Origin of the sequence: Corallococcus sp. AB045 (genome assembly GCF_003668895.1) — a bacterium.
Taxonomy (GTDB): domain Bacteria; phylum Myxococcota; class Myxococcia; order Myxococcales; family Myxococcaceae; genus Corallococcus; species Corallococcus coralloides.
Window position 1 is genome coordinate 39,939 of sequence record NZ_RAWN01000017.1, and the last position, 18,609, is coordinate 58,547.

At 70.8% G+C, this 18,609-nt stretch carries 17 protein-coding genes; 10 read left to right on the top strand and 7 right to left on the bottom strand.

The features are described from left to right. Positions 1-78 precede the first annotated feature (78 nt). The gene (locus D7Y21_RS06530; RefSeq protein ID WP_120561773.1) at positions 79-1,674 is read right to left on the bottom strand and encodes a HEAT repeat domain-containing protein; all 1,596 of its coding nucleotides are present in this window, start codon (positions 1,672-1,674) and stop codon (positions 79-81) included. A gap of 103 nt (positions 1,675-1,777) precedes the next feature. Between D7Y21_RS06530 and D7Y21_RS06535 the strand changes: the two genes are divergently transcribed. The 4 genes from D7Y21_RS06535 to rsmB are packed head-to-tail and all read left to right on the top strand — an operon-like array spanning position 1,778 to position 5,663. Continuing rightward, a complete protein-coding gene (locus D7Y21_RS06535; RefSeq protein WP_120561772.1) occupies positions 1,778-2,368 on the top strand; it encodes a signal protein in 591 nt (196 codons plus the stop codon). 34 nt (positions 2,369-2,402) lie between these two features. Further along, positions 2,403-3,341: a methionyl-tRNA formyltransferase gene (gene fmt, locus D7Y21_RS06540; protein WP_121711964.1), complete on the top strand. Its 939-nt coding sequence runs from the start codon at positions 2,403-2,405 to the stop codon at positions 3,339-3,341. A gap of 49 nt (positions 3,342-3,390) precedes the next feature. Next, positions 3,391-4,350: a type II 3-dehydroquinate dehydratase gene (locus D7Y21_RS06545; protein ID WP_199724179.1), complete on the top strand. Its 960-nt coding sequence runs from the start codon at positions 3,391-3,393 to the stop codon at positions 4,348-4,350. Then, positions 4,347-5,663, top strand: coding sequence for a 16S rRNA (cytosine(967)-C(5))-methyltransferase RsmB (gene rsmB, locus D7Y21_RS06550; RefSeq protein WP_121711966.1), 1,317 nt, complete (start codon positions 4,347-4,349; stop codon positions 5,661-5,663). Before D7Y21_RS06545 ends, rsmB begins: the two co-directional genes overlap by 4 nt. 31 nt (positions 5,664-5,694) lie before the next feature. On the opposite strand, the gene D7Y21_RS06555 is transcribed toward rsmB, so the two are convergent. Both D7Y21_RS06555 and D7Y21_RS06560 read right to left on the bottom strand, forming a co-directional pair. Further along, positions 5,695-6,594 (bottom strand): LysR family transcriptional regulator, encoded by a 900-nt coding sequence (locus D7Y21_RS06555; protein WP_120561769.1) that lies wholly within the window; start codon positions 6,592-6,594, stop codon positions 5,695-5,697. 129 nt (positions 6,595-6,723) lie between these two features. After that, positions 6,724-7,020 (bottom strand): hypothetical protein, encoded by a 297-nt coding sequence (locus tag D7Y21_RS06560; RefSeq protein ID WP_120561768.1) that lies wholly within the window; start codon positions 7,018-7,020, stop codon positions 6,724-6,726. Between the two features lie 73 nt (positions 7,021-7,093). Here D7Y21_RS06560 and D7Y21_RS06565 point away from each other — a divergent pair, with 73 nt between their 5' ends. Further along, complete coding sequence (locus D7Y21_RS06565) at positions 7,094-8,203, top strand: MJ1255/VC2487 family glycosyltransferase (protein ID WP_121711968.1); 1,110 nt, start codon at positions 7,094-7,096, stop codon at positions 8,201-8,203. Positions 8,204-8,244: 41 nt separating this feature from the next. On the opposite strand, the gene D7Y21_RS06570 is transcribed toward D7Y21_RS06565, so the two are convergent. Continuing rightward, the gene (locus tag D7Y21_RS06570; RefSeq protein WP_121711969.1) at positions 8,245-9,285 is read right to left on the bottom strand and encodes an SDR family oxidoreductase; all 1,041 of its coding nucleotides are present in this window, start codon (positions 9,283-9,285) and stop codon (positions 8,245-8,247) included. Between the two features lie 43 nt (positions 9,286-9,328). Next, a complete protein-coding gene (locus D7Y21_RS06575) occupies positions 9,329-9,838 on the bottom strand; it encodes a peroxiredoxin (RefSeq protein WP_120566565.1) in 510 nt (169 codons plus the stop codon). A gap of 161 nt (positions 9,839-9,999) precedes the next feature. Between D7Y21_RS06575 and D7Y21_RS06580 the strand changes: the two genes are divergently transcribed. From D7Y21_RS06580 to D7Y21_RS06590, 3 genes are all read left to right on the top strand, one after another. Further along, positions 10,000-11,133 (top strand): aminotransferase class I/II-fold pyridoxal phosphate-dependent enzyme, encoded by a 1,134-nt coding sequence (locus D7Y21_RS06580; RefSeq protein ID WP_121711971.1) that lies wholly within the window; start codon positions 10,000-10,002, stop codon positions 11,131-11,133. Between the two features lie 160 nt (positions 11,134-11,293). After that, entirely contained in the window at positions 11,294-12,178 is an 885-nt protein-coding gene (locus tag D7Y21_RS06585) for a hypothetical protein (RefSeq protein WP_120566566.1), read from the top strand. A gap of 39 nt (positions 12,179-12,217) precedes the next feature. Next, entirely contained in the window at positions 12,218-13,507 is a 1,290-nt protein-coding gene (locus D7Y21_RS06590) for a hypothetical protein (protein WP_121711973.1), read from the top strand. 36 nt (positions 13,508-13,543) lie between these two features. Here D7Y21_RS06590 and D7Y21_RS06595 read toward each other — a convergent pair whose 3' ends face one another. After that, the gene (locus tag D7Y21_RS06595; RefSeq protein WP_121711975.1) at positions 13,544-14,566 is read right to left on the bottom strand and encodes a hypothetical protein; all 1,023 of its coding nucleotides are present in this window, start codon (positions 14,564-14,566) and stop codon (positions 13,544-13,546) included. Positions 14,567-14,973: 407 nt separating this feature from the next. Between D7Y21_RS06595 and D7Y21_RS06600 the strand changes: the two genes are divergently transcribed. Continuing rightward, complete coding sequence (locus tag D7Y21_RS06600; RefSeq protein WP_120566569.1) at positions 14,974-15,714, top strand: PP2C family serine/threonine-protein phosphatase; 741 nt, start codon at positions 14,974-14,976, stop codon at positions 15,712-15,714. 201 nt (positions 15,715-15,915) lie between these two features. After that, positions 15,916-17,739, top strand: coding sequence for a methyl-accepting chemotaxis protein (locus D7Y21_RS06605; RefSeq protein ID WP_120566570.1), 1,824 nt, complete (start codon positions 15,916-15,918; stop codon positions 17,737-17,739). Positions 17,740-17,840: 101 nt separating this feature from the next. On the opposite strand, the gene D7Y21_RS06610 is transcribed toward D7Y21_RS06605, so the two are convergent. Continuing rightward, positions 17,841-18,605 carry an SDR family NAD(P)-dependent oxidoreductase gene (locus tag D7Y21_RS06610; protein WP_120566710.1) on the bottom strand — a complete coding sequence of 255 codons (765 nt, stop codon included), beginning with the start codon at positions 18,603-18,605 and terminating at the stop codon, positions 17,841-17,843. Between the last annotated feature and the right edge of the window lie 4 nt (positions 18,606-18,609).

The window sequence follows — 18,609 nt, forward strand, 5'->3', positions numbered from 1 at the left end:
CGTGGCCTTTATCGGATGCTGCTCGCGCGCGGGGGCACATGCTCGTGCCCTTCGCGCCGCGCACTTCCAGGATGCGCGCTATGCCCGCTCCAGCTTGACCATCAGCCGGCGCAGGTCCTCGTTCACGCGCACGAAGTTGGAGTTGCCCTTCTCGTCCTCCAGCTGCTTCTTCAGCGCGGGCAGGGACGCCTCGCGCAGCTTCTTCGCCGCGCCGGGCGCGTCCGCCAGCCAGTCCACCGCCTGGATGACCGTGGCGCGCGCCTCGGTGTCGCGCTCGGTGAGCCGGCTCGCCAGCGTCGGGCCCTGGTCCGCCGCCCCGGAGCGCCCCAGCTCCATCGCCGCGCGCTGCAACAGCACCGCGTCCGCCTTGGGCAGCCGCTGCGACCAGCAGCCCGCGTTGCCGCTGCACGCCTGCGCCGCTTCGAGCACGGCCCCATAGCCCTGGACCTGATCCGCGCGCTTCTTGCCCAGCGCCGCCGCGTCCTGGCACCCGTCCTCGCCCGTCTCCTGGCAGTCCGCCGCCGTGCGCGCGGGCTCCGCCGCCGCCAGCTTCGCGAGCACCGGCTGCTCCCGCGCATCCCCCAGCAGCGCGATGCCCTTCACGGCGATCTCCCGCGAGTACCAGTCGCCGGTGCCCGCCGCCTTCTCCAGCGCGGGGAGCGCGTCCCGGTTGCCCAGCAGCGTCAGCGCCCGCACGTACGCATCCCGCACCGTCGGGTCCGGCTCACCCACGAGCCCCGCGAGCGGCTTCACCGCCTCCTGCGCACGCATCCTCCCGAGCGCGTCCGCCGCCTGCATCCGCACCAGCGCCTGGATCTGCGGATCCGAATGCGTGAACGACAGCTGCTTCAACAGCGTGGGCACCGCGCGCTTCTCCCGGAGGTCGCCCAGCACCTGCGCGGCCTTCATCGGGTAGCTGGCGGGGTTGACCCCCTGCGCCTTCGCCCACGTGAGCAGCTCCGCGTCCTTGCCCTCCAGCACCGGCAGCAGCGCGTCCGCCGCGGGCGCGCCCAGCTGGAACAGCGCGAAGCTGCTCTCCACATAGAACGACATGCCCCGGCGCTCCTTGGTCAGCGTGCGCATCAGCGCCGGCACCGCGCGCGGATCCCCAATCTGCCCCAGCGCCTCGATGGCCTTCTTGTTGAGGAACGGCTCCGCGGACTCGTCCGTCGCCAACTGGATGAGCGGCTCCACCGCCGGCTTCGCCTTCAGCGAGCCCAGCACCTGGATGGCCTCGATGCGCGTGTAGTTGTCCTTGCTGCGCAAGAGCGGCACCAGCGACGGCACCGCGCGCTCATCCCCAATCCGCCCCAGCGCGCCCACCACCGCCTTGTTCACCTGCTGCGCCGGCACGTCCGAAGCCCCGGGGTCCAGCGCCGCCGTCAGCGGCTCCAGCGACGTCGGGTGGTGCAAATCCCCCAGCGTCCGGGCCACCGCCGCCTTCACCTCCGGCCGGCGCTCCGAGGACAGCCTCGCGTGCAGGAAGGGCAGGAACTGCTCGTTGACGTTGCCCGACGTGCGCAGCGACTCAATCACTCGCACCTTGTCGTCGGGGCGCTTCGCCCCCTCCAGACTGGACTGCCAGTACTCCGGCGTCTTGGGGTCCTCCTTCTTGCAACCCCCCAGCGCAATGCAGGACACGGCCAGGGACAGGGCGACGAATGAGCGGGACATGGGGCTCCTTTACGTCCGAACGTCTGGGCTTCCGTCGGGTGTAGACCTGTCCACACGAAGGACGCAAACCTCCCCCACCTCCTGGGGTACGCTGGTCAACGACATGCCCCATGCCGAAGACAGTCGTAACGCGTCGCGTCCGACCATCATCCGCCGGACGTACCTGCTCGACCGGGAGTTCCAGCTCAAATACATCCTGCTGCTCACCGGCATGGGCGCCGGGAGCATGTTGCTGTTCGGCGTGCTCGCCCAGCAGGTGCACCGCATGTCCGCCGAAGGGGGCCTGTCCAGCGTGGAGACGCTCTGGTGGCTCACCGGCGTGGCCACCGTGGGCCTGGGCATCGCGCTCGGGTTGTTCGGGCTCCTTTTCACGCACCGTGTGGCGGGCCCCGTCCACGTGATGAGCCTCTACGTCGCGGCGCTCGCGGCGGGCCGCTATCCGCGCCTGCGCCCCCTGCGGCGCAAGGACGAGCTGCGCGCCTTCTTCGCGCGCTTCAGCGAAGCGGTGGACCGCATCCGCCAGCGCGAGGCGGACGAAGCGCTGGCGCTGGAGAAGGCGCTGGACGCGCTCAAGGACGTGGCCACCACCCCGGAAACGCGCGAGGCCCTGTCCACGCTGGAAGCGCTGCGCGCGCGCAAGCGCCAGGCGGTGGACACCTCCGCGCCGCCCGCCGCCTTCAAGTCCGTGGCCTGACCCAACTCCTTTCCCCACACGAGATTTCCCTCACATGAGCAGCCGACCCCGCATCGTCTTCATGGGTACGCCCGAGTTCGCCGTGGCCTCGCTGGAGGCCTGCTTCGACGTGGGCGACGTCGTGGCCGTCGTCACCCAGCCGGACAAGCCCAAGGGCCGGGGCAACGCCGTCACCGCGCCGCCCGTGAAGGAGCGCGCGCTGGAGAAGGGCATCCCCGTGCTCCAGCCGCAGAAGCTGCGCACGCCGCCGTTCTCCGAGGAGCTGCGCCAGTACGCGCCCGACGTCTGCGTGGTGACGGCGTACGGGAAGATCCTCCCCAAGGACCTGCTGGCCCTGCCCGCGAAGGGTTGCGTGAACGTGCACGCGTCGCTGCTGCCGCGCTTCCGGGGCGCCGCGCCCATCCAGTGGGCCATCGAGCATGGCGACAGCGAGACGGGCGTGTCGCTGATGGTGATGGATGAAGGCCTGGACACCGGCCCCGTGCTGGCGATGAAGCGGCTGCCCATCGCGCCGGACGAGACGAGCGCCACGCTGCACGCGAAGCTGTCCGCGCTGGGCGGCGACATCCTGCGCGAGTCCCTGCCGCGCTACCTCCGCGGCGAGCTGACGCCTCAGCCCCAGCCCTCCGAGGGCATGGTGCTGGCGCCCATCATCGACAAGGAGAACGGCAAGCTGGACTTCGCGAAACCCGCGGTGGAGCTGGACCGCCGCCTGCGCGCCTTCACGCCGTGGCCCGGTGCGTACACGCTGCTGGGTGGCAAGGTCTTCAAGGTGCACCGGATGCGGCCCGCGGAAGGGAAGGGCGCGCCCGGCACGGTGCTGTCCGCGGGGCCGGAGGGCATCGAGGTCGCTTGTGGCGAGGGCTCGGTCGTCTTCCTGGAGGTCCAGCCGGAGGGCAAGCGGGTGATGCGCGCGGCGGACTTCCTCTCTGGAAACAGATTGCAGCCGGGCAGTCAGCCGTTCACGTCTTGAGCGCGCCGACGAGCGCCATGTGGAATTCTCGCGTCATGGAGTCGCACGGATGGGCATGAAGCTGCTGGTGTTGCACGGGCCGAACCTCAACCTCCTGGGCGAGCGCGAGGACGTCGCGGGGGGCCGCCTGACGGACCTCGACGCGGCCCTGCGCGCGAAGGCGAAGGAGCTGGGACTGACGCTGACCATCGTCCAGTCCAACCACGAGGGCGTCCTCATCGACACGATCCACGCCGAGCGCAAGAACGTGGAGGGCATCCTCATCAACCCGGCGGGCTGCTTCACGTCCTACGCGCTGAAGGAGGCGCTGGAGGCGGTGGGGCTGCCCGCCATCGAGGTGCTGCTCAAGCCGCCCGCCCGCGAGTCCGTGGTGGCCGAAGCGTGCGCCATGCAGGTGCTGGGGCTGCACGGCTTCGACCCGTACATCCAGGCCCTGGAGACCTTCGCGAGCGGCATCTTCCACCCCGCCATCCCCGGGCCGCTGAAGTCGCTGGGCCGCCGCAAGAAGGCCGCCGGGCCCGAGGACGAAGACTCGCGTCCGAAGCCCAAGCTGGTGGGCCGCGTGCACCCGCTCAAGAAGGACGACGCGCCGGAGCCCACTCCGCTGGCCACGCCCGCGCGGTCGCTGCGGCGCACGGCGGAGGCCGGGGGGCCGCTGAAGACGCTGGGCCGCAAGTCCGTGCCCACGGTGGTGAAGACGGACGGCAAGCCGGGCAAGACGCTGGGCCGCGCGGCGAAGGGCGGCTCCACGCCCGCGTCGGACCTGCTCACCCGGGCGCTCGTGCGCCAGAAGATCGCGGACCGGCTGGCCGGACGGCTCAGTGAAGCGGAGCTGGCCACCTGGGCCCGCGCGAAGTATCAGCAGGTCCAACGTGGTGAGCCGGCGGAGAGCGGCCACCGCGAGCTCCTGGAGGACAGCCTCCAGAGCCTCACCCTGTCCCATCTGCCCGCGACGCGGCTGACGGACACGCAACTGGTGGACCTGATGACCCGGCTGGAAGAAGGATGAGCGCCCGTATCCTCGCCATCAACATCCTCGCGCGCGTGCGCGCCACGGATGCCTATCTCAACGTGGTGCTGGACACGGTCCTGTCGGAGTCGCCTCCGAAGGACCCTCGCGACGCGGCGCTCGTCACCGAATTGACCTACGGCGCCACCCGCCGGCAGCTCGCGCTGGACTACGCCATCACCCGCTTCGCGGACCGCAAGCTGGACGCGCTGGAGGACAAGGTCCTGGCCGCCCTGCGCGTGGGCGCCTACCAGCTCTTCCACACCCGCGTGCCCGCGCGCGCCGCCGTGGCCGAAACGGTCCAGGCCCTCAAGGACGTGGGGCTCGGGCGCGCGGCGGGCTTCACCAACGCCATCCTGCGCAAGCTGTCCGAGCTGCCCTCGCCGCCGCTGCCCTCCCAGAAGGACCCGGTGGAGTACCTGTCCGTGCGCGAGAGCCACCCGCGCTGGCTGGTGGAGCGGTGGATCCGCCAGTTCGGCCGCGAGCGCGCGGAGGCGATGCTCGTCGCCAACAACCAGCCGCCCGCCGTCGTCATCCGCGCCAACACCTCCAAGGTGACGCGCGACGCGCTGCTCGCGCAGCTGAAGGACGTGGGCGTGGAAGCGCGCGCCACGGAGGCCTCGCCCGTGGGCATCGTCCTGCCGCCCGTGGGCCGCGTGGAGGACGTGTACGGCTACTCGGAAGGGCTGTGGCAGGTGCAGGACGAGGCCGCGCAGCTCGTTGGCGTCTACGGCGCCATCCCGGAGACGGCGCGCGTGCTGGACGCCTGCGCGGCGCCGGGCGGCAAGGCCTGCCATCAGGCGGAGACGCACGACGTCGTCGCGGTGGACCTGCACGCCAACAAGCTGCGGAAGATTGAAGCGGAGGCCCACCGCCTGGGGCTGTCCGGCCGCCTGAAGGCCTACGCGCACGACGCGTCCGAGCCGTTCCCCGAAAGCTGGGGCGAGTTCCACGCGCTGGTGGTGGACGCGCCTTGCACCGGGCTGGGCACGCTGCGCCGGCACCCGGAGCTGAGATACCGCCGCAAGGAGGAGGACGTGGCCCGGCTGGCGACGCTCCAGCGGCGCATCCTGGAGAACTGCCAGGAAGCGGTGCCGGCTGGCGGCCTGCTCGTCTACGCCGTCTGCACGCCGGAGCCGCAGGAGGGACAGGACCAGGTGGACATGTTCCTGCGCAGCCACCCGGAGTGGACGGCCGAGCCGCCCGTGCTGCCCGGCCTCAAGCTGCCGCTCGCCCAGGCCTGGCTGCGCACGCTGCCCGGGCCGGAGGGCTACGACGGCTTCTTCGCGGCCCGGCTGCGCAAGCTCTACTGAGCGCCGGGCGCGCGGACCGCGGGAGGACGCTTCAGTCGTCCTGCGGAATCAGGGCGGCCTGCTTGAAGGCCTCCAGCACCGCGGCGGACGCGCGGTCCAGGTACTTGCCCTTGCGGATGAGCAGGCCAATGGGGCGCGACACCGGCCCCTCCGCGAAGGGCTTCGCCACCAGCGAGCTGTTCTTGATTTCGGCGTGGGCCGTGGCGAGCGGGAGGATGGCCACGCCCAGGCCCATCTCCACCGCGCGCTTGATGGTCTCCACGTTGTCCATCTCCATCACCGGATTGATGTCGATGTTCTTCTCGCGGAACAGGCGGTCCAGGGCCTTGCGCGTGGGGGCCTCCCGGTCGAAGGCGATGAAGGGCACGCCCGACAGCGCGGTGACGCTCACCTTCGTCTTGCTGGCGAACGGGTGGTTGGGCGCGCAGACCACCGCCAGCTTGTCGTCGCGGAACGGCAGGATGTCCACGCCCGCGCGCGGCTGCGGATAGGCCACGATGCCAATCTCCGCGGCGCCAAGAATCACATCGTCGTAGACCTGATCATTGCGCCGGTAGTTCAGGCGCATGTTGACCTTGGGGTGCGACTTCAAGAGCTGCTTCTGCACCACGTTCAGCTCGTGCAGACCCACCGAGTAGATGGTGGACACGGTGGTCGCACCCTGGACCTCCGTGGCCTGCTCGCGGATCTCCTGCTCCACCTCCGCGAAGCGCGCCAGGATTTCCTTGCAGCCCCGGAACAGGCGCTCGCCCGCGGGCGTGGGCGTCACCTGCCGCGCGCTGCGCGAGAGCAGCTTCTGCTCGTAGCGGTTCTCCAGCGCGCGAATCTGCTGGCTCACCGCCGACTGGGTCACGTGATTGAGCTGCGCCGCGCGCGAGAACGAGCCCGTCTCGACCACGTCACAGAACATCTTCAACGATTCGAGCTGCATGGGCCGTCTCCTACCCTCAAACCTAATGGCCGGGCCAGTAGTAATTAGTTGACCTACCCCGCGCGCGAAAATGACCTACAGGCACAATCTGCCTGGCTGCTTGCGCGCCGCGGCGAAATCCTCGGGCTCTCAAACGTTGGAGTCATGGCCGTCCTCGGGCGGACGCGGGCGGGTGAGGGCGAAGAGGGCGGCGCCCAGGGCGACGAGCGCCCCGCCGGAGAGCGTCTGCACTCGGCCCAGGTCGCGGTCCGTCTCGTGGAGGAGCTGGCACTCCTGAGGGGACAGCTTGTCGCAGTCGGCGGGGGCGAAGACGGCCCTCACGCCCAACCCGAGCAGGCTCACGCCGCCCAGCATGAGGCCGGCGATGCCGCCGAACGCCGCGGCGCGCAGGACGGAGGCACCCCGGGGCGAGGGCAGGGAGGTCATGGACCGGGAGGCGTAGCACCGTCCCGGGCCGGAAGGGACAGGGGAGGGTGTCCCGGGCGTATGCTTCCGGACCATGCGAATCCTGTATGGGGTCGTCGGCGAAGGGATGGGCCACGCCACGCGCTCGCGCGTGTTGCTGGAGGCGCTGACGAAGGAACACGAGGTCCACATCGTGGTGTCCGGGCGGGCGCAGAACTACCTGGCCCAGCGCTTCCAGAACGTGCACGGCATCTGGGGGCTGACCATCGCCTACGAAGGCAACTCGGTGAAGAAGTGGCAGACGGTGCTGCAGAACCTGAAGGGCGCCGTGACGGGCTGGCCTCAGAACGTGCGCCAGTACTTCGACCTGGTGGAAGGCTTCAAGCCGGACGTGGTGGTGAGCGACTTCGAGACGTTCAGCTACCTGTTCGCGAAGAACCACCGGTTGCCCGTCATCAGCGTGGACAACATGCAGGTCATCAACCGCTGCCAGCACGACCCGGCGCTGCTCGCGGGCCATGAAGAGAGCTTCGAGGCCACGCGCGCCATCGTGAAGGCGAAGCTGCCCGGGGCCTTCCACTACCTGGCCACGACGTTCTTCTACCCGCCCGTGCGCAAGCGCCGCACCACGCTGGCGCCGTCCATCCTCCGGCCCGAAATCCTGGCGGCGAAGCCGGAGGCCGGTGAGCACCTGCTCGTGTACCAGACGTCGACGACGAACACGCACCTGCCCGAAATCCTCAAGCAGTCCGGCGTGCCGTGCCGCGTGTATGGCCTGCGCCGCGACCTCAAGGAGGACGTGGTGGACGGCAACCTCACCTACCGGCCCTTCAGCGAGGCGGGCTTCATCGACGACCTGCGCACCGCGCGCGCGGTGGTCGCGGGCGGCGGCTATACGCTGATGAGCGAGGCCGTCTACCTGCACAAACCCCTGCTCAGCATCCCCGTGGGAGGCCAGTTCGAACAGGTGCTCAACGCCCTCTATCTGGAGCGGCTGGGGTACGGGATGTATGTGAAGGAATTGAGCCTGGACGCGCTGAAGACGTTCCTCTCACGCGTGCCCGCCTGCGCGGAGTCCCTCAAGGGCTACGAGCAGGACGGGAACGTGAAGATGCTCACCGCGCTCAATGAGCAGCTGGCGCAGGCCTACGAGCACCGCGGCCACTGGCGCATGGAGCTGGCGGAGATGGACGGCAAGGCCTAGGCCCTCCGTCCACCGACCGAGCCTCACTGGGTGTCCTTGCGTCAGTGCAGGGACACCTCGTTCTCGTTGTTGCGCTCCGCCGCGCGGCGGCTCATCTCCGTGAGCCAGGAGCGGGTGAGGGGCGTCTCGCTCTCGCTGCCCTTGTGGCGCTCCGGGGTGCTGTCCTGGGGCAGCAGCCGGTTGACGGCGTCCAGCACGCGCGCGGTGAGGTTGGGTGCCAGGGCCCGGCCCACCGCGCCCAGCTTCGCGGGCATGCCCACCAGCGCCTCCGCGTCACCCCGGCGGCACGCCTCGATGATTTTGCGCGCCACGCGTTCGGCGCTCATGGACACGCCCATCATCGAGTTGCTCACGTGGAACCACGCGTACTCCTTCTCGTGGTCGCCCTTGAAGCTCGCGTTGCGCGGGCTGCCCGTGCGGATGAGGGACGGGCACGCCGTCGTCACGAGGATGCCGTCCTGGGCCAGCTCCGTGCGCAGCCCGTCTGACAGGCCCACCAACGCGAACTTGCTGGCGGAGTACGGCACCAGGTGCGGGATGCTCAGCTTGCCGCCCATGGAGGCCACGTTGACGATGCGGCCCTCGCCGCGCGCCTTCATGGCCGGCGCCACCGCGAGCGTCGTGTACAGCGGCCCCCACAGGTGGACGTCCACCGCCTCCTCGAAGTCCTCCAGCGTCATGGACTCCAGCGGGCCCACCATGATGACGCCCGCGTTGTTGATGAGCACGTCCACCGCGCCCCACCGCTCGTGGACGGCGCCCACCATTGCGTCCACCTGCACCTGGTCGCGCACGTCGCAGCGCAGGGTGAGCACCTCTCCGCCCATGCGCTCCAGGTCCGCGTGGGCGCGCTGGAGCGTCTCGACGTCGCGTCCGCAGATGGCCACGCGCGCGCCTTGCTTCAGGAGCATGCGCGCCATCACCAGTCCCAGCCCCCGGGAGCCTCCGGTGATGACCACCGTCTTGCCCTGGAAGCTGTAGCGCGGACGCAGCGCGTGCTTCAGCCCCACGACAGCCCCCACCCCGGCGGCCAGCGCGCCCAGGGAGAAGCCCTTTCGCTCGATGTGTCGTCGGTCAGCCATGGTGCGACTCTCCAAGGGAGGGAAGGGTGGGGCAGCGGGGCGCTCAAGGATTCGAGGCCGCGACCTGGTCTTCCTGTTCGCGGGACACCTCGCCGTGGAGCGCGGGCGGCTCCTGGCCGGGCAGGTCCTTGAGCAGCGCGCGCACGCGGCGCAGCGCGTCCTTGCCGCCGATGCGGTTCTTCAGCCGCCCATCCGTGCCGAAGAGGAGGAAGGCGGGGTGTTTGTCCACGCCGTAGGCCTTGGCCATGGAGCCATCGTCCATGGCGATGGGGTAGCGCAGGCCGTGCTCGCGCGCGAAGCCCTCCACCTTGTTGGTGTCCCGGAGCTCCGTCTCGTTGTGGGTGACGTCCACGCCAATGACCTTCAGGCCCTTGGGCCCGTAGTCCACCACCCACTGGTTCACGGCCTCGAACTGCTTCGCGCAGTCCTCGCAGTCCATGGTCCAGAAGTGGAGGAGGACGGGCAGTCCATCGAGCTCCGAGACGTGGACGGGGGCGTTCACCCACCCGCCATCCGGGTCCAGCAGCGTGAGCGGGATTTTCGTCGAGGCCATACGGGCTCCCTGTGGGAAGTGGAAAGCGCTTCAACGGGACGTGACTCAAGCTATGCATGCGCCACCGGTTGCTCCCGGCTGCGCGCCCGTCCGCTCGCCTGTCCGGCAAGGGCTGTTGGCCCGCTCCGCCCTCCGGTGGGCAGGCGGGCATGGAGGACGTGATGCGCATCCCCGACTTCGAACTGGAGCGGTACTTCGCGCGCTGGGAGTTCGCCGCGCCCTACCTCCTGTGCTCCTCCGACGTGGAGGGCTGGCGCATGGCGGACCTGCTGGCGCTCGCGTCGCCGGAGGACCGCGCGCGCTGGGACGGGCTGACGCTCGGCTACACGGAGACGCCCGGCCTGCCCGCGCTGCGCGAGACCCTCGCTGGCATGTACCCGGGGCTGTCCTCCGACGACGTCCTCACCTTCGCGGGCGCGCAGGAGGCGCTGTTCGTCGCGATGAACGTCCAACTGGGTCCCGGCACGCACGCCGTCGTCACCTGGCCGGGCTATCAGTCGCTCTACGAAGTCGCGCGCTCCGTGGGCGCGGACGTGACGCTGCTGCCCCTGCGCGAGGAGGATGGCTGGGCCCTGGACCTGGACGCGCTCACGGCGGCGCTGCGCCCGGACACGCGCATGGTCGTGGTGAACTTCCCGCACAACCCCACGGGCTCGCTGCCGGACCGCGCGACCTTCCAGAAGCTGTGCGCGCTGTGCGAAGCGCGCGGCATCCACCTCTTCTCCGACGAGGTGTACCGCCTGCTGGAGTACGACACGAACGACACGCTGCCGCCCGCCGCGTCGTGCTTCACGAAGGGCGTGAGCCTGGGCGTGATGTCCAAGGCGTTCGGCCTCGCGGGCCTGCGCGTGGGCTGGCTCGCCACCCGGGACGCGGAGCTGCTCGCGCGCTGCCGCGCCTTCAAGGACTACACCTCGCTGTGCAACAGCGCCCCCAGCGAGCTGTTGTCCCTCATCGCGCTGCGCGCCCGCGAACGTGTGCTGGAGCGCAGCCGCGGCCTGCTCTCCGCGAACCTCGCGCGGCTGGATGACTTCTTCGCGCGCCACGCGGACACCTTCCACTGGGTGCGCCCGCGCGCCGGCAGCGTGGCCTTCCCCCGTCTGCTGCGAAACATCCCAGTGGCTCGTTTCACTGAGTCACTGATTACCCGCGAGGGCGTGTTGCTGTTGCCTGGCGACGTGTATGGCTTTCCGGGCAATCACTTCCGGTTGGGGTTGGGGCGCGCCAACCTGCCGGAAGCACTGGCACGGCTGGAACGCTTCGTGCGGGACGGGGCCCTGGACGCGCTGGGGTGACTCCCAGAGCCAGCGCGGTGCGTCAGGGTTTTCACTGACAGCTGGACTTTCGGCTTATCGCCTTCATCTGAAACAACCCCTAGAGTGGTTGTCCCCTCGCCCGGCCTGGGGCCGTGCGGAAGCCCTCTCATCCCCCCGAGAGGCCAGGAGACACACCCCGATGAAGATGCTGATTGGCGCGGCCGTGACCGCCGCGACGCTGTTGGTGGGTACCGAAGCCGCCGCGACGAACTACACGCTGTGGATCCACGGCAGGAACGGCAACACGACGAAGGCGGGCAACTACGCCGACTTCAGCTACTGGGGGCCGTCCACCACCGCGGCGGGCGTGAACAAGAAGGCCGTCAACTGGAACGGCACGCAGCGCGTGGGCTCGGAGAACTACCGCATCCGCAACGCGCTGGACTGCTTCTGCACGGGCACCAACTCCTGTTACATCGCCGTGCACAGCGCCGGTGACCTGCAGATCGGCTACGCGCTGTCGCTGTACGGCACCAGCACGCGGCAGGTGAAGAACGCCACGCCCAACGCCAACGGTGAGTGCGGCAACGTGGGCACCTCCACGCAGAAGGGCTGGAACATCAAGTGGGTGGCCGTGGCGTCCGGCGCGGGCGGCGGCAGCGAGCTGGCGGACCACGGCGACTGGGCGATGAGCGAACCCCTGGTGAGCGACCTGGTCACCACCACGGCGCGCTCCATGTACAACCACAACGCCACGGCCAACGTGGAGTTCCTCATGTTCGCCGGCTCCAAGGGGACGCTGTACTCCGGCATCCTCCCGGGCCAGGACGACGAGGCGGTGTCCTACCACTCCACGGGCGGTGTCTCCGGCAGCAGCGGCGGGTCCTACTGCAACCCGGGCGACTGGTTCTGCGGCGGCACGCTCAACCTGCTCAAGAACGCGTGCAGCGACGGCCGGGCGAAGTGGAGCTTCCACTCCGTGTACCTCCGCGACGACGGTGAGTCTTTCAACCACTACGCCAACGGCAACTGGGGAGGCATCGTCTCCAAGGTACGCGAGTACATGGCCCAGTACGCGTACTAGAATGACGGCTTCCCCCGCCCCCTCCGGCGAAGCCCGCTCATGACACGCGACGACGGTCCCGTCTCTTCCGCCTCCCGGCTGCGCCACGGCCGGTGGTTGCTTGCCCTCGTGCCCCTGGTGCTCGTGGGCGGAGCGTTCTTCTGGTGGCAGGGAAGCGAAGGGGCCGAAGCGCCGGAGGGCGCACCGGAGCCCACCTCCGTTCCGGTGCCCGCCCCCCGCGAGGTGGCGCGGGCATCGGCGGAGCGCTCCAGCGCGGCGATGGCGGCCGAGCCCGCCGCGCCGTCGCTGCTCAGCCCGGAGGCCCGCGAGCGCGAGGCCCGCCGCGAGCTGTGGCAGAAGCGGTTGGAGCGCGCGAAGCGCTCGTTGGAATCCTACGTGGCGGCCACGCGCTACCCGCCCGAATCGCGGCCCAGCCGCGAGCATCCGGACCAGTTGGAGCTGGCGGAGCCGGAGCGCACCCGGCCGCTGAGCCCCAAGGCCGCGGAGGACGGAACCTCCGATGTGCAGCTGCGGCTCAAGCAGGACAAGGTGTTCGTCGTCGGTGACGAAGCGGTGCTCTTCACCGTGGCGTGCGAGGACTCACGCCGCGCGCCGCGCCCGTGCGATGTGGTGTCCGCGATGGCGCACGAGGCGGACCACCTGGCGGACGCGGGCGGCGTGCCGGGCGTGCCGGTGACGTTCGTGGACTCGGGCCAGGGCGGCGACGCGGTGGCGGGTGACGGGATGCTCACCGGCCGCTTCCAGCCGTCGAAGCAGGGCTTCGCGATGTTCTCCGGCACGCTGCGCGTGGCCCTCCGCGTGCGCTCGGGGTCGCTGGAGGACTCGGCGTTCTTCGACGTGCTCTACACGCCCGCGCCGCCGGCCACGTTCACCCGCCGGGTGCGCGAGGTGGTGGAGGCGGGGTCGCTGGACCTGTACCTGTCCGTCCAGGTCCGCAAGGCGGGGCGGTACGTGGTGTCCGGCCGGCTGGACGACGAAGGCGGCGTGCCGTTCGCGGTGCTGTCCTTCAACGAGGAGCTGCAGGAGGGCGCGCAGGAGGTGAAGCTCAACGTCTTCGGCAAGGTCGTCCGGGACGACAAGCCCACGTTCCCGCTGACCCTGCGCGACGTGGAGGGCTTCCTGCTCAAGGAGATGGGCGACCCGGACCGCGAGCTGATGGTCACGCTGCGCGGGCCCGTGCACACCACGCGCGTGTATTCGCTCGATCAGTTCTCGGATGCCGAGTGGTCGAGCCCCGAGCGCGACCGCTACAAGAACGAGCTGGAGAAGGACGTCATGGAGGCGCAGAAGCAGCTCGACGCCGCGCTCTCCGACACGCCCGAGCCCTGAAGCGTCAGGGCCCGCTCCAGGGGGCTTCGGTGAGGCTCAGGATTCGAGCGGAGGCGGCGGAGGCGTGTGGGCCGCGTCGACCTCCACGAGGTCGGCGTCCTGCACGTCTTCAATGACGTCCGGGAGGTCCGCCGTCGCGTCAGCGGCCTCGGGGGCCACCACCACGGCAGGCTCCGGTTCGGAGGCGGAAGCCGCGTTCTTGCGGGCCTCGGCATACGCGGCGGCGTAGGCGGCCTCGGCCTGGACGGCCTCCATCGTGAAGTCGTCCGCGTCCGCGAGGAAGTCATTCGACGACGGGGCGCTCCGCGGCGCATCCGGTGACAGCGCCTCCGGCCCGCTGTCCTCCAGCGTGGCCAGGAACCCGTCTGACTCCTCCGGCGCACCGGACGCCTCCAGGCCGTCCGCGTCGTAGGACGCATCCGGCGCCGCTTCGTCCACACCCAGGTCGTCGCTCAGCGCGGCCAGCTCCTCATCGCTCAGGCTGGACAGGTCACCGGACTCCAGGAGGAAGAGCAGGTCCTCCGCCTCCTGCGCGGAGACGGTGCTCGGCATGGTGTCCAGGTTCTGCAGCTCCCACGCGGCCGCGTCGGGCGACAGGATGTCGGAGGGGTCCAGGGACGGATCCACCGGCGCGGCCTCCGCGTGGCGCTCCGCCTGCTGGAAGTGGCGCGCCTGCATGAGCGGCGTGGACGTCTGCGGTGTGCCCAGCCGCTGCGCGTACGCGGGCCCGGCGGCCTCGAAGGTGCTCTCCCCCGCGAAGGTGCGCAGGTGGGGGTTCTCCAGCAGCGCGGCCCGGGCCTCCGGGGCCTCCAGGCCCGACGCGCGCCCCCCGGCCTCCGAGGACGGGTCCGACGTCAGCCCCAGGTCCTCGAGCAGGGCGCCGGCCAGGTCGCCGTCGGCGTCCGCCCGGAAGTCGCTCGTGTCGGAGAAGCCCCGCCGCACCGGATCCACCGGCGCCATGGGCTCCTGCTTCACCGGGGCGGTGACCTCCAGCTCGTTGGAGATGGACCAGGCCCGGGACGTCGAGATGCCAGAACCCACGCGGCGGATGGATGTCATGGTTCTCCTCGGGTGATGGCCCGCAGGTCGGGCGGCTCATGCATTGTCCGCCGGGCCCGGCAGGAGTTGCTAGGGGGACACGAGCAATCCCCATTGGCCACGATGCCCGGTATCCTACCGGCGCCCATGAGTCCCACCCTGGCCGCACACGTGGACGCCGGTCCCGCGTCCTCCCACGAAGTCCGCCCTGGCCTTCGGGGTGTCATGCCCGTTGAAAAGTCGCGGGGGGACGGGGTGGAGACGACCGCAACGTCGGTCCGCGGACAGGGGAGTACGGGGGCGCGGAGGGAACGTGCACCCGGACGTTCTCCAGAGGCGAAAACCCCATGGGGGTGCCCCGGGCATGAAGCGACCGGGCCGTTGGCCTCTCGTTTGCTGTCCGGGAGCCCAGCCAGGAGGCGGTGGTGATGAGATTCGAGTGCGCGGGGCAGACCCACATCGGTCGGCGTCCGCACAATGAAGATGCGTACTGCGTGCTGCCCGAGCGCGGGCTGTTCGTCGTGGCGGACGGCCTGGGCGGGCAGGAGGGCGGGGAGGTCGCCAGCCAGTGCGTGGTGGACACCTTCGCGGGGTTCAGCGACCGGTTGGACCGCGATCGCGACGGCACCTGGCCGGACGCGGTGGATCCCGCGCGAAGCCGCGAGGAGAACTACCTGGCCGCTTGCACCGCGCTCGCCCAGCGCACGTTGCGCGTGCGCCGCGTGGGCAAGCTCAAGGAGATGGCCTCCACGGTGGTGGCGCTCGCGGTGGGAGAGCGCTTCGCGGCGGTGGCCCACGTGGGCGACAGCCGCCTGTACCGCCTGCGCGAGGGCCAGCTGGAGTCGCTCACGCGCGACCACTCGCTCATCGAGGAGCTGCGCGCCGCGGGGCGCGAACCGCCCGGCAATCCGGCCAACCTGCGCCACCTCATCACCCGCGCCCTGGGCACGGAGAACGCGGAGCCCACCGTGCAGCGGCTGGAGACGCAGCCCGGGGATGTCTTCCTCCTATGCTCGGACGGCCTGTATGAGCCCCTGGGCCCGGAGGTGATGAAGGAGCAGCTGCACGCGCCCTCCGCTCAGGCCGCGTGTGACGCGCTCGTCACCGCCGCGTACGAGGCCGGTGGCCGCGACAACATCACCGCCGTCGTGCTGCGCGTGGCGGTCTGAGCGTCTACCCACCGCGTCACACGCTGAGAGTGCGCGGATGATGAACTCCACAGGTCGGCCCTGACCGCCGACCCGACGCGATGGGTCCGCCCGGACGGAGGGGAGTCACCCTGCACAGGGACTTCAATCCTTCGCACCTTCCAGGTTAATCTGGGGGCTCCCCCCTCGCGTCTCCCTCCCCCCTCCGAGCACCCGTTGCGTATGACGCTCAGCCTTGCCGCGCGCCTGACCGCGGCCCTTACCGCCGTTGTAATCGCCCTCACGCTGCTGACCGTGACGTTGATGGGGGTGTCGCTGCGCTCGCGCGTGGAGTCCGAGATGGCCTCCGCCCTGACGCGGGACGCGACCCGCTGGAAGGCGTTGAAGGACCAGGAGCTGCGGGTGCTGGCGGAGCTGGGGCGTGTGGCGGCGGCCAACCCCGCGTTCACGGCGGCCTTCGCGGAGGATCATTCGGAGACGGACGCCCTGCTGAACGAGCACCGCACGGTGCTGGGCGTGGACCTGATGGCGCTGGTGGGCGTGGACGGGACGGTGCTCGCCTCCTCCGGCGAGCGGACCCTGCCGGGCATCGACAAGGTGGTGCGCCAGCAGGGACAGGTGCTGCTGCCGGCCACGGGTGTGCCCCTGCTCGCGGTGGGGCAGCCGCTCCAGTCCAACGGCGTGCCGGTGGGCTACCTCGTGGTGGGCGCGGAGCTGGGCGGAGAGGACCTGCGGCGGCTGGGCGAGGGGAACGAGGACCTGGAGGCGTTGCTGCACGCGGGGCCTCGGCTGGTGGCGAGGTCGGTGCACGCGGTCCAGGCGAAGGCGCTGCTGGCCGCGGCGAGCGCGAGCAGGGCGAACGGCGCCGAGGTGAACGTGGGCGGCGTGTCGCTGCACGTGTCTCGCGTGGAGGTGGGCGAGGGCCTGGAGCTGGTGCTCGCGCGCGGCGCTCAGGCGGAGTGGGCGCTGATGCGCGCCACGCTGATGGAGGTGCTGGGACTGGGGCTGTTCGTGGCGCTGGTGGCGGGCGGGGGCATGTTCCTGCTGGTGCGGCGGATGATGGCGCCCCTGGGCGCGCTGACGGCGGCGGCGGCGCGGGTGGTGGCGGAAGGGGACTTCAGCGGCACGTTGGACATCCACTCCAGGGATGAGATTGGCCAGCTGGCCACGTCCTTCGGGGACATGATGGCGCGGCTGCGCGCGGTGCTGATGGCGCTGAAGAACTCCGCGCAGGAGCTGGAGGCGACGGCGCTGGAGCTGGCGAACTCCGCGTCGGACCAGAACCTGGCGGTGACGCGGCAGGCGGCGGCGCTGCACCAGACGCAGATCGCCGCGCGGCAGCTTCAGGAGAGCTCGCGGGCGGCGGCGCAGCGGGCCACGGGCGTGCTGCGCGAGGCGGAGAAGGCGGGCGCGGTGGGGCAGGCGGGCGAGTCCGCGGTGGCGGGCAGCGTGGGCGGGCTCACGCACATCCGTTCGCAGGTGGAGCGCATCTCCAACACGGTGTCGGAGCTGCGGCAGAGCACGCGGCAGGTGGGCGACATCACCGGCACGGTGAAGGACCTGGCGGACCAGTCCAACGTGCTGGCGTTGAACGCGGCCATCGAGGCGGCGCGCAGCGGCGAGGCGGGCCGGGCGTTCGCGGTGGTGGCCCGGCAGATGCGCTCGCTGGCGGACCAGTCCGCGACGGCCACGGCGCGTGTGCAGACCATCCTGGCGGACATCGGCCGCGCCATCTCCGAGGCGGTGCAGACGAGCGAGGGCGGCACGCGCGAGGTGGAGGGCGGCCTGGAGCAGGCGCGCGCGGCGGGAGAGAGCCTGCGCGCGCTGGCCGAGGTCATCCAGAACAACAGCGTGTCCGTGAAGAGCATCGCGGACATGGTGAGCCAGCAGGACGCGGGCATCGCGGAGCTGTTCGCCGCGCTGAGCGACCTGACGCGGCTGGCGGACGAGACGGTGGAGCGCGTGGCCACCAGTGCCGTGGCCGCCGCGCGCCTCACCACCGCGTCCCACGAGGTCAGCAACATCGTGGAGCAGTACCGCCTGTGACGCCGGAGCGCGGCGGTAGCGCCCGCGATGCCGCATGGCGTATCGCCCCGCTCGCGCGGTGACGCCGGGCACGTTCCGTCCCGGCGCGCGGGAGTCCGGCGCTACGCCGCCTCGCCGCCGTCGATGGCGTAGGCCGCGCCCGTGATGGGCGCCGCCGCCTCCGACGCGAGGAAGAGGCACATCGCGGCCACCTCCTCCGGCTGGATGATGCGGCCCATGGCGCTCATCGCGGCCAGCGCCTCGCGGGCCTGTTCTTCACTGCGGCCCGTCGTCTTGGTGATGGCGGCCGTCGCGCCCGCGAACATGTCCGTCTCCACCCAACCCGGGTTCACGATGTTCACGGTGACGTTCTTGCGCGCGTACTCCACCGACAGCGCGCGCGTCAGTCCCAGGAGCGCGTGCTTGGACGCGCAGTAGGCGGACGTGTACCGCGCCCCGCGCGTCGCGGTGATGGAGCCGATGTTGATGACACGCCCGCCGCCCGCGGACGCCATCGCCGGCATCAGCTCGCGGCACAGCAGGAAGGGCGCCGTCACGTTCACGGCCATCACCTTCGCCAGGTCCGCCGTGGACGTCTTCGTCAGCGGCGCGGACACGGTGATGCCCGCGTTGTTCACCAGCACCCGGGGCGTCCCCGCGGCCAGCACGGTCTTGCACGCCGCGAGCAGCGCGGACTCGTCCGCCACGTCCACCGTGAGCGCGCGGATGCGCTCGCCGCCTTCCTTGCGCAGCGCCTCCAGCGACTCCGCCGAGCGCGCCAGCGCCCAGACGTCGTATCCCTCGCGCGCGAACGCCAGGGACACCGCGCGGCCAATGCCCCGGCTGGCGCCCGTCACCACCACGCTCTTCGTCGTCTCGTTTGCCATGGCC

Coding starts and splice junctions, on each gene's coding strand:
- D7Y21_RS06530 (WP_120561773.1), bottom strand. CDS start 1,674: ATGTCCCGCTCATTCGTCGCCCTGTCCCTGGCCGTGTCCTGCATTGCG.
- D7Y21_RS06535 (WP_120561772.1), top strand. CDS start 1,778: ATGCCCCATGCCGAAGACAGTCGTAACGCGTCGCGTCCGACCATCATC.
- fmt (WP_121711964.1), top strand. CDS start 2,403: ATGAGCAGCCGACCCCGCATCGTCTTCATGGGTACGCCCGAGTTCGCC.
- D7Y21_RS06545 (WP_199724179.1), top strand. CDS start 3,391: ATGGGCATGAAGCTGCTGGTGTTGCACGGGCCGAACCTCAACCTCCTG.
- rsmB (WP_121711966.1), top strand. CDS start 4,347: ATGAGCGCCCGTATCCTCGCCATCAACATCCTCGCGCGCGTGCGCGCC.
- D7Y21_RS06555 (WP_120561769.1), bottom strand. CDS start 6,594: ATGCAGCTCGAATCGTTGAAGATGTTCTGTGACGTGGTCGAGACGGGC.
- D7Y21_RS06560 (WP_120561768.1), bottom strand. CDS start 7,020: ATGACCTCCCTGCCCTCGCCCCGGGGTGCCTCCGTCCTGCGCGCCGCG.
- D7Y21_RS06565 (WP_121711968.1), top strand. CDS start 7,094: ATGCGAATCCTGTATGGGGTCGTCGGCGAAGGGATGGGCCACGCCACG.
- D7Y21_RS06570 (WP_121711969.1), bottom strand. CDS start 9,285: ATGGCTGACCGACGACACATCGAGCGAAAGGGCTTCTCCCTGGGCGCG.
- D7Y21_RS06575 (WP_120566565.1), bottom strand. CDS start 9,838: ATGGCCTCGACGAAAATCCCGCTCACGCTGCTGGACCCGGATGGCGGG.
- D7Y21_RS06580 (WP_121711971.1), top strand. CDS start 10,000: ATGCGCATCCCCGACTTCGAACTGGAGCGGTACTTCGCGCGCTGGGAG.
- D7Y21_RS06585 (WP_120566566.1), top strand. CDS start 11,294: ATGAAGATGCTGATTGGCGCGGCCGTGACCGCCGCGACGCTGTTGGTG.
- D7Y21_RS06590 (WP_121711973.1), top strand. CDS start 12,218: ATGACACGCGACGACGGTCCCGTCTCTTCCGCCTCCCGGCTGCGCCAC.
- D7Y21_RS06595 (WP_121711975.1), bottom strand. CDS start 14,566: ATGACATCCATCCGCCGCGTGGGTTCTGGCATCTCGACGTCCCGGGCC.
- D7Y21_RS06600 (WP_120566569.1), top strand. CDS start 14,974: ATGAGATTCGAGTGCGCGGGGCAGACCCACATCGGTCGGCGTCCGCAC.
- D7Y21_RS06605 (WP_120566570.1), top strand. CDS start 15,916: ATGACGCTCAGCCTTGCCGCGCGCCTGACCGCGGCCCTTACCGCCGTT.
- D7Y21_RS06610 (WP_120566710.1), bottom strand. CDS start 18,605: ATGGCAAACGAGACGACGAAGAGCGTGGTGGTGACGGGCGCCAGCCGG.